14 protein-coding genes are annotated in these 14,115 nt (G+C 67.2%); 8 read left to right on the forward strand and 6 right to left on the reverse strand.

Annotated features, from left to right (window positions below; genetic code table 11):
* Window positions 1–8: 8 nt before the first annotated feature.
* Complete coding sequence (purB, locus tag ACWDSI_RS14415; protein ID WP_449756934.1) at window positions 9–1,436, forward strand: adenylosuccinate lyase; 1,428 nt, start codon at window positions 9–11, stop codon at window positions 1,434–1,436.
* Window positions 1,437–1,476: 40 nt separating this feature from the next.
* Here the strand turns inward: purB and ACWDSI_RS14420 are convergent, their stop codons facing one another.
* Window positions 1,477–1,764 carry a SelT/SelW/SelH family protein gene (locus tag ACWDSI_RS14420; RefSeq protein ID WP_449756935.1) on the reverse strand — a complete coding sequence of 96 codons (288 nt, stop codon included), beginning with the start codon at window positions 1,762–1,764 and terminating at the stop codon, window positions 1,477–1,479.
* 35 nt (window positions 1,765–1,799) lie between these two features.
* On the opposite strand from ACWDSI_RS14420, the gene ACWDSI_RS14425 reads away from it, so the two are divergent.
* Complete coding sequence (locus tag ACWDSI_RS14425; RefSeq protein WP_449756936.1) at window positions 1,800–2,684, forward strand: phosphoribosylaminoimidazolesuccinocarboxamide synthase; 885 nt, start codon at window positions 1,800–1,802, stop codon at window positions 2,682–2,684.
* A gap of 31 nt (window positions 2,685–2,715) precedes the next feature.
* Window positions 2,716–4,869 (forward strand): S9 family peptidase, encoded by a 2,154-nt coding sequence (locus ACWDSI_RS14430; RefSeq protein WP_449756937.1) that lies wholly within the window; start codon window positions 2,716–2,718, stop codon window positions 4,867–4,869.
* Window positions 4,870–5,196: 327 nt separating this feature from the next.
* On the opposite strand, the gene ACWDSI_RS14435 is transcribed toward ACWDSI_RS14430, so the two are convergent.
* Window positions 5,197–6,798 carry a DHA2 family efflux MFS transporter permease subunit gene (locus ACWDSI_RS14435; RefSeq protein ID WP_449745876.1) on the reverse strand — a complete coding sequence of 534 codons (1,602 nt, stop codon included), beginning with the start codon at window positions 6,796–6,798 and terminating at the stop codon, window positions 5,197–5,199.
* Window positions 6,795–7,301: a MarR family winged helix-turn-helix transcriptional regulator gene (locus ACWDSI_RS14440; RefSeq protein WP_449756938.1), complete on the reverse strand. Its 507-nt coding sequence runs from the start codon at window positions 7,299–7,301 to the stop codon at window positions 6,795–6,797. The genes ACWDSI_RS14435 and ACWDSI_RS14440 overlap by 4 nt, the downstream gene beginning before the upstream one ends.
* A gap of 122 nt (window positions 7,302–7,423) precedes the next feature.
* Between ACWDSI_RS14440 and ACWDSI_RS14445 the strand changes: the two genes are divergently transcribed.
* The 4 genes from ACWDSI_RS14445 to ACWDSI_RS14460 all read left to right on the forward strand — a co-directional run bounded on the left by ACWDSI_RS14445 (window position 7,424) and on the right by ACWDSI_RS14460 (window position 10,283).
* The gene (locus tag ACWDSI_RS14445; RefSeq protein WP_449745874.1) at window positions 7,424–7,906 is read left to right on the forward strand and encodes a glutathione peroxidase; all 483 of its coding nucleotides are present in this window, start codon (window positions 7,424–7,426) and stop codon (window positions 7,904–7,906) included.
* A 94-nt stretch (window positions 7,907–8,000) separates the two neighbouring features.
* Window positions 8,001–8,240 carry a phosphoribosylformylglycinamidine synthase subunit PurS gene (gene purS, locus ACWDSI_RS14450; protein WP_449745873.1) on the forward strand — a complete coding sequence of 80 codons (240 nt, stop codon included), beginning with the start codon at window positions 8,001–8,003 and terminating at the stop codon, window positions 8,238–8,240.
* A 59-nt stretch (window positions 8,241–8,299) separates the two neighbouring features.
* Window positions 8,300–8,980 carry a phosphoribosylformylglycinamidine synthase subunit PurQ gene (gene purQ / locus ACWDSI_RS14455; protein WP_449745872.1) on the forward strand — a complete coding sequence of 227 codons (681 nt, stop codon included), beginning with the start codon at window positions 8,300–8,302 and terminating at the stop codon, window positions 8,978–8,980.
* A complete protein-coding gene (locus ACWDSI_RS14460) occupies window positions 8,973–10,283 on the forward strand; it encodes a M18 family aminopeptidase (RefSeq protein WP_449756939.1) in 1,311 nt (436 codons plus the stop codon). The genes purQ and ACWDSI_RS14460 overlap by 8 nt, the downstream gene beginning before the upstream one ends.
* A 37-nt stretch (window positions 10,284–10,320) precedes the next feature.
* On the opposite strand, the gene ACWDSI_RS14465 is transcribed toward ACWDSI_RS14460, so the two are convergent.
* The 3 genes from ACWDSI_RS14465 to ACWDSI_RS14475 all read right to left on the reverse strand — a co-directional run bounded on the left by ACWDSI_RS14465 (window position 10,321) and on the right by ACWDSI_RS14475 (window position 13,558).
* Window positions 10,321–11,109, reverse strand: a complete 789-nt coding sequence (locus ACWDSI_RS14465; protein WP_449756940.1) for a lytic transglycosylase domain-containing protein — start codon at window positions 11,107–11,109, stop codon at window positions 10,321–10,323.
* A gap of 174 nt (window positions 11,110–11,283) precedes the next feature.
* Window positions 11,284–12,594 (reverse strand): hypothetical protein, encoded by a 1,311-nt coding sequence (locus ACWDSI_RS14470; protein WP_449756941.1) that lies wholly within the window; start codon window positions 12,592–12,594, stop codon window positions 11,284–11,286.
* Between the two features lie 94 nt (window positions 12,595–12,688).
* Window positions 12,689–13,558, reverse strand: a complete 870-nt coding sequence (locus tag ACWDSI_RS14475; RefSeq protein WP_449756942.1) for an NmrA family NAD(P)-binding protein — start codon at window positions 13,556–13,558, stop codon at window positions 12,689–12,691.
* A 115-nt stretch (window positions 13,559–13,673) separates the two neighbouring features.
* On the opposite strand from ACWDSI_RS14475, the gene ACWDSI_RS14480 reads away from it, so the two are divergent.
* Window positions 13,674–14,108: a winged helix-turn-helix transcriptional regulator gene (locus tag ACWDSI_RS14480; protein WP_449756943.1), complete on the forward strand. Its 435-nt coding sequence runs from the start codon at window positions 13,674–13,676 to the stop codon at window positions 14,106–14,108.
* Window positions 14,109–14,115: the final 7 nt, after the last annotated feature.

A 14,115-nucleotide genomic window follows, 5' to 3' on the forward strand; every position in this document is an offset into this window, starting at 1 on the left:
CTGGTGAGGTGTCCAAACCCGCCATCTCCAATGTCCTGGCCAGTCGCTACGCGTCCGCGGACCTCGCCGGGATCTGGTCGGCGACCAACAAGATCGCGCTGGAACGACGCTTGTGGCTCGCGGTCCTCAAGGCGCAGCGCGACCTCGGGATCGACGTGCCCGACGGTGCCATCGCCGACTACGAGGCGGTGATCGACCGGATCGACCTCGCGTCGATCGCCGAGCGTGAACGCATCACCCGCCACGACGTGAAGGCTCGGATCGAGGAGTTCAACGCGCTCGCCGGTCACGAGCAGATCCACAAGGGCATGACCAGCCGCGATCTCACCGAGAACGTCGAACAACTCCAGATCCTGGAGTCGCTGCGCCACGTGTACGCGCACGGCATCGCCGTGCTGGCCCGGCTCACCGAACGCGCCGCGCAGTATTCGTCGCTGGTGATGGCCGGCCGCAGCCACAACGTCGCCGCGCAGGCCACCACGCTGGGCAAGCGCTTCGCGTCGGCGGCCGACGAACTCATGGTCGCGCTGACCCGGGTGTCCGAACTCATCGAGCGCTATCCACTGCGGGGCATCAAGGGGCCGATGGGCACCAGCCAGGACATGCTCGACCTGCTCGGCGGCGACGCCACCAAACTCGCCGACCTCGAGGCGCGCGTGGCCGATCATCTCGGATTCGCCCGCTCGCTGACCTCGGTCGGTCAGATCTATCCGCGCTCGCTCGACCATGACGTGGTGTCGTCGCTGGTGCAGCTCGGCGCCGCACCGTCGTCGCTGGCCCACACGATCCGGCTGATGGCCGGCCACGAGCTGGTCACCGAGGGTTTCCAGCCTGGGCAGGTGGGCTCCTCGGCGATGCCACACAAGATGAACACGCGCAGCTGCGAACGGGTCAACGGGCTTCAGGTGGTGTTGCGCGGCTACGGGTCGATGGCCGCCGAGCTCGCCGGCGCCCAGTGGAACGAGGGCGACGTGTTCTGTTCGGTGGTGCGGCGGGTGGCGCTGCCCGACGCGTTCTTCGCCATCGACGGGATGCTGGAGACCTTCCTGACCGTGCTCGCCGAGTTCGGCGCCTACCCGGCGGTGGTCGCGAATGAGCTCGACCGCTACCTACCGTTCCTGGCCACCACCAAGGTGCTGATGGCGTCGGTGCGAGCCGGGATGGGTCGCGAGACGGCGCACGAGGCCATCAAGGAGCATGCCGTGGCGGTGGCGCTCGCGATGCGCGAGGAGGGTCGCGAACCCGACCTGCTCGACCGCCTCGCCGCCGACGACCGCATCCCGCTCGACCGTGCCGGGCTCGACGCGCTGCTCGACGACAAGGAAGCCTTCGTCGGGGCGGCCGGCGCTCAGGTGGCCGACGTCATCGCCGCCGCGGAGAAGCTGATCGCCGAGAATCCCGACGCCGCGGCCTACGCACCGGCGCCCATCCTCTGACCGGTGCGCCCGGGTTGCTGACCGGTGTGTCCACGCCGTGTCACGCGTCGCGGTTGCGGTCGGCGTGGCCGAGTTGCCAGTCGGGCAGCCCGGCGTCGCGGACCCGGCGTTTGAGTTCGGCGGCGTCGGGGAACCCGCCGTCGGTCTCTCGCTCCCACACCTGCACATCGTCGACGTCGATGGTGAAGACGCCGCCGGTGCCGGGCACCAGCGTCACCGAACCGAGGTCGGTGCCGAAGGTGTTCAGCAACTCGGCGGCCATCCAGTTGGCGCGCAGCAGCCAGTTGCACTGGGTGCAGTAGGTGATGGTGATCCGCGGCCCGGGCATGCGGCTCAGACTGTCATACCTCTAAGGTCGAAGCCATGCGGCCGGCACTGGAGTCATATCGGCATCTCGCCTCGGGCAAGGTGCGCGAGATCTACGAGATCGACGCCGACACCCTGCTGATGGTGGCCAGCGACCGCATCTCGGCATACGACTTCGTGCTCTCGCCCGCGATACCCGATAAGGGCGCCATCCTGACCGCGATGAGCTTCTTCTGGTTCGACGCATTGGGTGTGCCCAATCATCTGGCCGGCGGCCCCGACGACGAACGCATCCCCGACGGGCTCGTGGGACGGTCGATGGTGGTGCACCGACTCCCGATGCTGCCGGTCGAATGTGTGGCCCGCGGATACCTGACCGGTTCCGGGCTGATCGACTACCGGGCCACCGGGGCGGTGTGCGGGGTGGCGCTGCCGGACGGTCTCGACGAGGCCGACAAGCTGCCCGAACCCATCTTCACCCCGGCAACCAAGGCCGAGCAGGGCGATCACGACGAGAACATCAGCTTCGGGAGGGCGGCGGAGATCGTCGGCACCGACGTCGCCGAGGCGTTGCGCACCGCCACCCTCGACATCTACGGGCGTGGTGCGCAGTTGGCCGCGGAGCGCGGAATCATCCTCGCCGACACCAAGTTCGAGTTCGGGCAGGCACCCGACAGATCGCTCGTGCTGGCCGACGAGGTGCTGACCCCCGACTCGTCGCGTTATTGGGACGCTGCCACCTATGCGCCCGGACATGTGCAGCCCAGCTTCGACAAGCAGATCGTCCGGAACTGGCTGACCTCGCCCGAGTCGGGCTGGGACCGGGCGGGCGATGCGCCGCCGCCCACGTTGCCCGCCGATGTCGTCACCCGCACCCGCGCGCGGTACATCGAGGCCTACGAATGGATTTCGCAGAAATCCTTCGACGACTGGCCGCACTAGACAACCGGCCACACCAGAGGATTGGAGATCCGTGCCCGCTCCCGCCGCCAAGAAGGTTCCCTCCGAACGCGTCCACCACGGAGACACCTTTGTCGACGACTACGAATGGTTGCGCGACAAGGACGATCCGGAGGTCGTCGCGTTCCTCGAGGCGGAGAACGCCTACACCGAGGAGAACACCGCCGATCTCGCCGATCTGCGCGCCAGCATCTTCGGGGAGATCAAGGCCCGCACCAAGGAAACCGACATGTCGGTGCCGAGTCGCCGCGGCAACTACTGGTACTACGGGCGCACCCACGAGGGCAAGCAATACGGGATCAACTGCCGCTGCCCGATCCGTGGCGAGGACGACTGGACGCCACCCGAGATCTCCGACGACGCAACACTTCCCGGCGAGCAGATCCTGCTCGACGCGAATGTCGAAGCCGAAGGTCACGACTTCTTCAGTCTCGGCGCGCTCTCCGTCAGCCACGACGGTCAGTGGCTGGCCTACAGCACCGATGTGGTGGGCGACGAGCGGTACACGCTGCGGTTCAGAAATCTCGAGACCGGTGAACTGCTGCCGGAGACCATCGCCGACACCGCGGGCGGTGCGGTGTGGTCGCTCGACGCCGCGCACGTCTTCTACCAGACGGTCGATGCCGCGTGGCGCCCGGACACGGTGTGGCGCCATGACATCGGTGCGGGCACCGAGGATGTCAAGGTGTTCCACGAACCCGACGAACGGTACTGGGTGGGTATGGGCACCACCCGCAGTGACAAGTACCTGATGATCGCCGCCGGATCGAAGATCACCTCGGAATGCTATGTGCTCGCCGCCGATGACCCGACGGGCGAATTCCGCAGTGTCGCACCGCGCGTGGACGGCGTGGAGTACACCGTCGAACACGCCGAGATCGGCGGGTCGGACTATTTCCTGATCGTGCACAACGACATCCGGGAGGGCGAGAAGGCCGACGATTTCGCCATCGACATCGCGCCGGTCGACGATCCGGGGGCGCGTACCGAGTTCATCGGGCATCGTCGCGGCGTGCGGATCGAGGACATCGATGCCTTCCGTGACTATCTCGTGCTCTCCTACCGGGCCGACGCGTTGCCGCGGGTGTCGATCGCCGACCTGCGCCGGATCGACGGTGTTCCGGTGGCCGAGGATTTCGTCGAGGTGGCGGTCGCGCAGGAACTGTTCTCCCTCGGGCTGGCCGGGAATCGTGAATGGGTCACGCCGCGACTGCGTTTCGGGTACGGCAGCTTCATCGAACCGGCCGAACTGTTCGAGCTCGATGTGCACACCGGCGAACGGGTGCTGCTCAAACGTCAGCCGGTGCTCGGCGGCTACGACGTGGCCGACTACGTGCAGTCCCGGGAGTGGGCCACCGCGGCCGACGGCACCCGGATTCCGCTGTCGATCGTGCGACACAAGGACGTCGCCGCACCGGGTGATCCCGGTCAGGCGCCCGCCCCGCTGCTCATCTACGGATACGGTTCGTACGAGGCCAGTTTCGACCCAGGGTTCTCGGTGTCGCGGTTGTCGCTGCTCGACCGCGGCGTGGTCTTTGTCCTCGCGCACATCCGCGGCGGCGGTGAGATGGGCCGGCACTGGTACGAGAACGGTAAGACGCTCACCAAGAAGAACACCTTCACCGACTTCGTCGACTCCGCACGGTATCTCGTGGATCGGGGCTGGACCACGCCCGGACAGATGGTGGCCGAGGGTGGTTCAGCGGGTGGACTGCTCATGGGGGCGGTGGCCAACCTGGCACCGGAACTGTTCGGTGGCATCCTCGCATCGGTGCCGTTCGTCGACGCGCTCACCTCGATCCTCGATCCGTCGTTGCCGCTGACGGTGATCGAATGGGACGAATGGGGCGACCCGCTGCACGATCCGACGGTCTACGAGTACATGAAGTCGTACTCGCCCTACGAGAACGTCACCGCCCAGCCGTACCCGCCCATCCTCGCCGAGACGTCACTCAACGACACCCGGGTGATGTTCACCGAGGCCGCGAAATGGGTTGCCAAACTGCAGGATCTGAGCACGTCGGACAATCCGATCCTGCTCAAGACCGAGATGTCGGCGGGCCACGGCGGGGTGAGCGGCCGCTACAAGCAGTGGGAAGAGATCGCGTTCGAACTCGCCTGGATTCTGCGTCAGACGGGCGCGGTCACCCCGTCGCCCGCTGGTTGAGCTGCTATCGCTGGTTGAGCTGCCATCGCTGGTTGAGCCTGTCGAAACCACCCGCTGGTCGATCCGCCATCGCTGGTCGAGCCGCCATCGCTGGTCGAGCCGCCATCGCTGGTTGAGCCCGCCCGCTGGTTGAGCTTGTCGAAACCACTACGCGGATCTGGGCACGCTCGACGCGGATCTGGGCACGCTCGACTGGGATCTGGGCACGCTCGACTGGGATCTGGGCACGCTCGACTGGGATCTGGGCACGCTCGACGGGGATCTGGGCACGCTCGACGGGGATCTGGGCACGCTCGACTCGGATCTGGGCACGCTCGACGCGGAACGTCAGTGCATGATCGTCGGCGTCATCGCTGCGTCGACATCCTCCTCGACCAGCGGTGAGGCGATCTTCTTGCGCGGCAGGAACAACGCCGGGATGAACGTCAATCCCACCAGCACCACCGCGACGATGAACGTGGTGCCGAACGCATCGGCGGCCCAGGAGAACCACTGATCCGGAGGTGTGGCCGGCAGGTGCATCTGCGGTGGCACACCCGGTGCGTTCGACGCCGCGACCGCCTGCTGGTACTTCTCCGGCGCCGCATTCGACGTGATCGCGAGCAGCGATTCGGTGTGGGTCTTGAGGTTGGTCGCGAGGATCACCGAGATCACGGCGGTACCGATCGACGACGCGGTCTGCTGGACGACATTCATCAGCGTGGACCCGTCGGGCACCTGCACGTTGGTGAGCGTCGCGAGGGCCGCCGACATGATCGGCATCATCGTCATGCCCATGCCGAGTCCCTGGACGAACAGCGCGCCGCAGAGCAGCCAGTACGAGGTGTCGGCGCCCAGGAACACAAAGGTGCCCATGCCCAGGAAGATCAGCACGATGCCACCGAGGACGAACTTGCCCGGGCCGATCTTGTCGGTCATCCGCCCGGCGATCGGCATGGTGAGCATCGCGCCGATGCCCTGCGGGGCCAGCAGCAGACCGGCCGAGAGAGTCGACTCGCCGCGCACACCGATGAAGTACTGCGGATACAGCAGTGACGCACCGAAGAACGCGATCATGAACAGCGTCATGGTGATCACCGCGATACTCAGTGTGCGATTGGAGAACAGGCGCAGGTCCAGCAGCGGCTTGTCCGAGCGCAGCGCGTGCCAGATGAAGGCGGCGATCAGCACCGCGCCGACGATGGTGGGGATGAGAACCTTCGCGGCGATGAACGTGCCCGCGTCGGTGCTCGACGACACGCCGTAAAGGAACAGCGCGAGACCCGGTGAGAGCAACAACAATCCGACGATGTCGATGCTGGGCCGGGACGTCTGCTGGTCACCGGAGAGGGCGAACCACGAGTAGACGAGCGCGACCAGTCCGATCGGCACGTTGATCAGGAACACCCAGTGCCAGCTGGCCTGCTCGATGAGCAGACCGCCGAGGATGGGTCCGGCGATCGGGCCGAGCAGCATGGGGATACCGAGCACCGCCATCACCGATCCGATGCGTTCGGGTCCGGCGGCCTTGGTCAGGATCATCATGCCGATCGGCATCAGCAGGCCGCCGCCGAGTCCCTGCACTACGCGGAAGGCCACGAGTGATCCGATGTTCCAGGCCAGCGCGCACAGCGCCGACCCGATGACGAACAGGACCAGCGAGGTCATGTAGACCCGTTTGGTGCCGAATCGCGCTGCGGCCCAACTCGACAGCGGGATCACCGCGGCCAATGCCAGGGTGTAGCCGGTCATCGTCCAGGCCGCGCCCGCGGCGTTGGTGTTGAACTCGTTCTGGAAGGTGTTCTGCGCCACCGAGACCACGGTGACGTCGAGAATCGACATGATGGCGCCGAGCACCACCACGCCGGCGACCATCAGGACGTGACGGTCGAGTTTGGTGTCGGGTGGACCGGCGTGGACGTTTCCGCCGGCGTCGGTGGAGGAGGTCATGAGAGCGTCTTCTCTTTCGTGATGGCGGACTGGTGAGTGAGATCGAAGTAGTCGACGTCGGCGTCGACGATCTGTCGGAGTGCGGACGTGAGATGGGCGCGAAATTCATCGGGCAGACCCGCGACGAACCGTCCGACGAGGTCGCGCTTCACGTCGAGTTGTGCGTCGACGGCCGCTTGTCCCTGCTCGGTGGGCGCCACCCGCTTGATCCGCCGGTCGGCGGGGTCCTCGCGACGATCCACCAGTCCGGCCTGAACCAGCCGGTCGACCACTCGACCGGCTGCGGCGACCGATAGGTCGACGGCGTCGGCGATCTCGTGCACGGGCATCGGCGTCGGCTCCATGCACACGACGAACAGCACGCGTAGCTGCGAGAACGTGAGTTCGGACGCGGCGAAGGTCTCCATGGCCCGGGCCGTGCCCAGGCAGCTCAACCGCTCCAGGAACGACGTCAGCGCTTCGCAGGCGGCGTCGGCCTGGGAGGTGTGGGGAGCGGAGGTCACCCCGAAATAGTAACGAGCACGCAACTATCGCAGCGACGCAAATATATGTGAGATGCATCGCGTGCGAGATCGGCTGTGATCTGGCCAACACCTCGTCGGTGGGCTGCGGCTACGCTCGGAACATGACCAATATCAAGGACATCCCCGTCACCGCGCTCGACGGCTCGGATCTCAGTCTCGCCGACTTCGGCGGGCCGCTGCTGGTGGTGAACGTCGCGAGCAAGTGCGGACTCACCCCGCAGTACGCGGGTCTCGAAGAGATCGCCGAACGCTATGCCGATCGCGGGCTGACTGTGGTCGGCGTTCCCTGTAACCAGTTCATGGGTCAGGAACCCGGCAGCCCGGAGGAGATCGCCACCTTCTGCTCCAGCACCTACGGCGTCACGTTTCCCCTCCTGGCGAAGTCCGACGTGAAGGGCGACGCGCAACACCCGCTCTACGCCGAGCTGACACAGACCGCCGACGCCGACGGCGAGGCGGGCGACGTGCAGTGGAACTTCGAGAAGTTCGTGGTCGACGCCGACGGGACGGTCACCCATCGCTTCCGGCCGCGCACCGAACCCACCGCACCGGAGGTCGTCGAGGCCATCGAAGCCGCGCTCTGAGCCCGGCCGGGGCAAACGGTAAGGTGAGCGTGGTCGCCGAACATCCAGCCATCATCTGACGGCTGGATTCTTCTCCAGATGGGAGCGCTAGCCGATGGCACGAGTGGTGGTCGATGTGATGCCGAAGGCCGAGATCCTCGACCCGCAGGGGCAGGCGATCGTCGGCGCGCTGGGGCGTCTGGGCTTCACCGGGATCGGCGAGGTACGCCAGGGCAAGCGATTCGAACTCGAGGTCGACGACTCGGTGGACGACACCACGCTCGAGCGCATCGCCGAGGAGCTGCTCACCAACACGGTGATCGAGAACTTCAACGTCTCGCGCGTGGTCGACTGACCGCCCGCGACACCAGACGATCCCCCCTCATCCGGCGCCTCTGTGACGAGTAGGACCTCATGACTGCACGAATCGGTGTGATCACCTTCCCCGGCACCCTCGACGACATCGACGCCGCCCGCGCGGTCCGTATCGCCGGTGCCGAGGCCGTCGAACTGTGGCACGGCGACGCCGATCTCAAGGGTGTCGACGCGGTGGTGGTGCCGGGCGGTTTCTCCTATGGCGACTACCTGCGTGCGGGCGCCATCGCCAAGTTCGCGCCGGTCATGGGATCGGTGGTCGAGGCCGCCGGCAAGGGAATGCCGGTCCTGGGTATCTGCAACGGATTCCAGATCCTGTGCGAGGCCGGATTGCTGCCCGGTGCGCTCACCCGCAATGAGGGACTGCACTTCATCTGCCGCGATCAGTGGCTGCGCGTGGAGTCCAACAGCACCGCGTGGACCTCGCGGTACGAGCGCACCGCGGAGATCCTGATCCCGCTCAAGTCCGGCGAGGGACGCTACGTCGCGCCCGAGCGCAAACTCGAGGAACTCGAGGGCGAAGGTCTGATCGTGTTCCGCTATGCCGGCGACAACCCGAACGGCTCGGCTCTCGACATCGCGGGTATCAGCAGCCCCGATGGGCGCATCGTCGGCCTGATGCCGCATCCCGAGCACGCCACCGAGGCGCTGACGGGTCCCAGCGACGACGGGCTCGGCATGTTCTATTCGGTCATCGACTCGGTCCTCGCCAGTGCCTGAGACCCCTTCAATCGCCACCACCGCGACGGCGGGCGGTCTCGGTCGTTTCATCGACAAGTCCCCGTCGCCGTTCCACGTCTGCGCCACTGTGGCCACCGAACTCGAGGACGCCGGTTTCCGGAGGCTTCTCGAGGAGGACGACTGGTCCTCGGAAGAACATCTCGCACCGAACTTCCTGGCGCAGGACTCGTCGCGACGCTTCTACGTGATCCGCGGCGGATCGATCATCGCGTGGGACCAGGGCGACGGCGACGCGTTCCGGATCGTCGGCGGGCACACCGACAGCCCCAATCTGCGGGTCAAACAGAATCCCGACCGCTTCTCGGCCGGTCTGGCGATGGTGGCGCTCGAACCGTACGGCGGCGCCTGGCTGAACTCGTGGCTCGACCGCGACCTTGGTCTCTCGGGGCGGCTGGCCTATCGGGTGGGCGAGCGGGTGGAGCATGCGCTGGTGCACGTCACCGAGCCGGTGATCCGGGTGTCGCAGTTGGCCATTCACCTCTCCGAGGACCGCAAAGGGGTGTCGCTGAATCCGCAGCGCCACGTCGACGGAATCGTCGGGGTGGGCGAGGGGCGGCCGATTCTGCGGTGGGTGGCCGAGTACGCGGGCGTCGATCCCGATGCGCTGCTCGGCTGGGAACTGATGACCCATGACGTGAGTCCATGCAGTCTCGTCGGCGCCGACGACGAATTGCTCAGTGCGCCACGGCTGGACAATCAGGGCACCTGTTATGCGGGATTGCGGGCGCTGCTCGACGGTGAACCGTCGATCCACACCCGGGTGCTGGCACTGTTCGACCACGAGGAAGTGGGCAGCGGCTCCGAACGTGGTGCGGCATCGGATTTCCTGGCCACCACGCTGGAGCGAATCGTGTTGGCGCGCGGTGGATCTCGTTCGGACTATCTGCGTGCGATGGCGGCGAGTTGTTGCGTGTCGGGCGACATGGCGCACGCCACCCACCCGAACTACCCGGACCGGCACGAACCGTCGCACCGGATCGCGGTGAACGGCGGTCCGGTGCTCAAGGTGAACCAGAATCTGCGGTACGCCTCCGACGCGATGGGGGAGGCCATCTTCGCGCTCGCCTGCGAGGTGGCCGGGGTGCCGCTGCAACGGTACGTCCACCGTGCCGATCTGCCGTGCGGCTCCACCATCGGACCCATCACCGCCACCCGCACCGGACTGCTCACCGTCGACGTCGGGGCACCGCAGCTGGCGATGCACAGCGCGCGAGAACTGATGGGTGCGGCCGACGTGCCGATGTATTCGGCTGCGCTGCAAGCTTTCCTGAGCGCCGAGTGAGGGTCCGGAGTGAGTCCGGCCCGGTGGCCGCGCAGGATCAGTAGCTGCGGGCGAATCCGAGCACGTTGCTGACGTAGTCGGCGGAATTGTTGTAGCGCAGCACGGCTGTCCCCTCGGCAACCGGGTTGCGCAGATCCAGATTGCCGTCGCACAGGTACCGGGCGGTGGTCAGTGCGGCGTCGAAGATGTTCTGGGGGTCGGCGATTCCGTCGCCGTTGCCGTCGGCTGCGTACTTCTGCCAGGTGGCCGGGAGGAACTGCATCGGGCCCACCGCGCGATCGTGAGTGGGATCGCCGTCGAGACGTCCACCGTCGGTGTCGGCAACCACCTGATTGCCGGCGAGTGAGCCGTCGAGCGCGGGCCCGAAGATCGGGGTGCGCAGCGCGCCGTGGGCGTCGGTGTCGCCCTCGTTGGCATGATGTGATTCCACCTTGCCGATGCCCGCGATGAGCGTCCACGGAATGCCGCAGCCGGGCTGGGTGCGGGCCATGGTGTTCGCGGCGCGGCGATAGGCCTCATAGTTGATCGTGGGCACCGCACCGTCGGTCACACTGACCGGCAGCGGAGGCGGCGGTGCGGCCGGTCGGGCGACGACCGGGGCAACAGCAAGTGTGCGGGCGGGTGGGCTGTCGGGGCCGGTGGACTCCTGGTGCGGGCTCTGCGCCGCAACGGCCGGCACCGAGGGCTGCACGTGGTCGGCGCCTGCCGACGACGCCGCGGTGAGCGCACCGCCGGCCGCGAGCAGCGCGGCCGCGGCGAGCGGCACACGAGAGACGCTCGAGACCCGCGCCAGAATCGGATCCCGGGGCTTGGAGTGCTTACCCAAACTTCAACCTCACACGTACATCGGCGGACAGACCGGAGCCGACCGTACATGTTCCCGTGTCCGGAGCGTTATCTCAGCGTTATACAAAACTGAGGATGGGCTGAGCCTCCCAGGCGCCCGTGCAGGTCAGCTCGAACGCCCACCACGAACTATGAGCTCGACCACACCCGGCGCTCAGCCGGGACGTAGCACGCTCAGCGAGGTGCCCTGGGTGACGACGATGTATCCGTCCACGACGCGGGTCTGACCGAGAAGTGGCCGACGCCATGCGATGCGTCGTTGTGCCGGATCGAAGGCGGTGAGCTGATCGGCATTGGCGAAGACGACGAGGTCACCGGAGGAGCCGACACAGCGGAGCGAATCGATGTTGGCGTCGGGCTCGTCGAGTGACGGCACCGGAAGCGCCCCGACTCTCGTTCCATCTCTGAGGCGGTAGACCTCCCGGGAGCGATCCTTGCGGGCGAAGGCCACCATCGTCCCGCACGGCCGCGTGTTGGCCTTCGACAACTCGGGGTCGGTGATCTGCCACAACGGCTTTCCGCGGGCCGGGTCGCGCACCTCGTACTGCCCCTGGGTGGCGGCCTCCATCTCGGGGATGCCGGTGCCGGCGATCACCGGGAGGATCGACGCGCCGCCGAGCACCCGGGAATCGGGCTGACGTGCGGTGGGGCGCCGGCTGACGGTGCCGTCGACCACGGCGTAGGTGGTCACGCTCTCTGCCCCGAAAGTGTTGTGCGAAACGGTGATCCCCGAAGCGAAGCGCCGGATGTCGCACGCGGCGCAGGTGACCTCGTCGGTCCCGTCGGAGGGGTCGACGACGAACTCGTTGCCGTCGGCGGTCGAGATCAGCAGGATGCCGTGGGAGAACGAGGCGGTCGCCGCCGCGGCGAAGGTGCGGTTCCACACCGATCGCCCGGACGGCGAACGCATCGAGACGCGATAACCGGCCTGGTCGATCCGCAGGAAGTCCGTGCCCACGCCGATCACCTGTGCGGTGTCGTCGAGGGGCAACCGGGCGCCGAGTCGGCCGGTGTCGTCGACGGAGTAGAAGCCGTCGGGGGCCTGACCGAGTTTCAGTGCGCATCCGACGCCGCCGGAACCGTCGAAGGCGCACGCCCCCAGGCCCACCACCACCGGAGCGGACCACACACGACGGCCGGTGTAGCGGTCCACCATGACGAAGGCGCGGCCGATTCCGCTCGGATACGCCAGCAGCCAGCGGTCTCCGTGACTGTCGGCGACCTCGATCGGCGACGCCGACTGGTATCCGGGCAGGTCGGCGTCGGCGACGGTCCAGGCGACGTCGGGCTGTCGCGGGTAGCTGCGGAGCTGCCCGTTGTCGTAGGTGGCCTGCGATGTCGGAGTGCCGATGGAGAGCACCACGCCGACCGTCGCGACGAGCACGGCCGACAGGATGAGGGTCACCGTGCCGATGCCGAAGGGAACGTGTGCGACGAACCGCTTGGCGGCACCGCGGATGGACATGGGCAACAGTCAATCACGGGTGCGTGCCCGCGGAACCGGCCGCCGTGGTGGATCGCGGCGGCCGGGTCGGGTGATGCGGGCCCGGTCTGCTCGCCTAGGTCGCGGCGGGCTCGAATGCGGTCCGCGCCACCTCGGCGAACGAGGTCGACGGACGGCCGATGAGATCGGCCAGATCGGTGGAGTCCGAATCGAGCTCGCCGCGGGCCACGCCCGCGTCGGAGTCGGCCAGGATCTTCGCGAACGCCTCGGGGATGCCGGTGCTCGCGAGCGCCGCGGCGTAGTCGGCCTCGGGCAGATCCTGATAGCGGACGGGAGAGCCGCTGACCTCGGCGAACGTCGCGGCGAAGTCGGCGTGCGTGAGGTGTTCGGAGCCGTTGAGCTCGTACACCTCGCCCCCGCGGGCGTTGACCAGCGCGGCAGCCGCTGCCGCCGCGTAGTCGGCGCGCGTCGCGCCGGCCACCCGGCCGTCACCCGCACTGCCGTAGAGCACGCCGGAGGTGACCGCGGCCTGCGCGCCGCCGAGGTAGTTCTCCCAGTACCAGCCGTTGCGCAGCAGGACATACGGGATTCCGGCGTCGGCCAGTAGTTTCTCTGTGTCGAGATGCTCGGTGGCCAGCGCCAGTGTGCTGGTGTCGGCGCGCAGGATCGAGGTGTAGGCGATCACACCGACGCCGGCGGCCTTGGCGGCCTCGATCACGTTGGTGTGCTGGCTCACTCGCGCGCCCACCGCGCTGCTCGACACCAACAGGAGGCGGTCGACGCCCGCCAACGCCGAACGCAGCGCGGCGGGATTCTCGTAGTCGGCCACGCGGACGGCGACGCCCGCTGCGGCCAGCGCGCTCGCCTTGTCGGCGTCGCGCACGATGGCGACGATGTCGGTCGGTGCGATGCCCCTCTCGATCAGTGCGTCGACGGTGGCGCCGCCGAGATGTCCGGTCGCGCCTGTCACTGCATACGTCGTCATGGTGGTCCATACCTTTCTGGGTGATGTCAGCGATTCCTCTCGATCATGCACTTACTATTTGTGCAGTGCAACAGTGGGGGTAAGCACATGATGGTTGGTGGGGTATTGTTGTCTCATGGCCGCTGACCTGCCCACCCCCGGTGTCGACGTCGGTCTCGATCTGGACCCGACGCTCGAGGCCGACGTGTTCGCGCGCGACTGCGGGTCACGCGAGGTGCTGGGCGACGTCACCAGTCGGTGGGGGTTGCTGGCGTTGGGTGCGCTCTACGACGGTGATCTGCGATTCAGTGCGTTGCGACGGCGTGTGCAGGGTGTCAGTGAGCGGATGTTGTCGGTCACACTGCAGACGCTGGAACGCGATGGCATGGTCAATCGCACTGTGCTGCAGTCCATTCCGCCCAAGGTCGAGTACTCGCTGACCGAGTTGGGACGCGAGGTGGCGGTGCGCTTGATCGACGTGATCGAACTCGTCGAATCGCGATTGCCGGAGGTCAGTGACGCGCGCACGGCGTACGACGCGGCACGCGGTGACAGTGGATCTCCTCGCTGACGCCGAT

This window comes from Gordonia sp. NPDC003429, from assembly GCF_053588575.1.

Coding starts and splice junctions, on each gene's coding strand:
- ACWDSI_RS14420 (WP_449756935.1), bottom strand. CDS start 1,764: ATGCCCGGGCCGCGGATCACCATCACCTACTGCACCCAGTGCAACTGG.
- ACWDSI_RS14475 (WP_449756942.1), bottom strand. CDS start 13,558: ATGACGACGTATGCAGTGACAGGCGCGACCGGACATCTCGGCGGCGCC.
- ACWDSI_RS14480 (WP_449756943.1), top strand. CDS start 13,674: ATGGCCGCTGACCTGCCCACCCCCGGTGTCGACGTCGGTCTCGATCTG.
- ACWDSI_RS14435 (WP_449745876.1), bottom strand. CDS start 6,798: ATGACCTCCTCCACCGACGCCGGCGGAAACGTCCACGCCGGTCCACCC.
- purQ (WP_449745872.1), top strand. CDS start 8,300: ATGACTGCACGAATCGGTGTGATCACCTTCCCCGGCACCCTCGACGAC.
- ACWDSI_RS14425 (WP_449756936.1), top strand. CDS start 1,800: ATGCGGCCGGCACTGGAGTCATATCGGCATCTCGCCTCGGGCAAGGTG.
- ACWDSI_RS14470 (WP_449756941.1), bottom strand. CDS start 12,594: ATGTCCATCCGCGGTGCCGCCAAGCGGTTCGTCGCACACGTTCCCTTC.
- ACWDSI_RS14445 (WP_449745874.1), top strand. CDS start 7,424: ATGACCAATATCAAGGACATCCCCGTCACCGCGCTCGACGGCTCGGAT.
- purS (WP_449745873.1), top strand. CDS start 8,001: ATGGCACGAGTGGTGGTCGATGTGATGCCGAAGGCCGAGATCCTCGAC.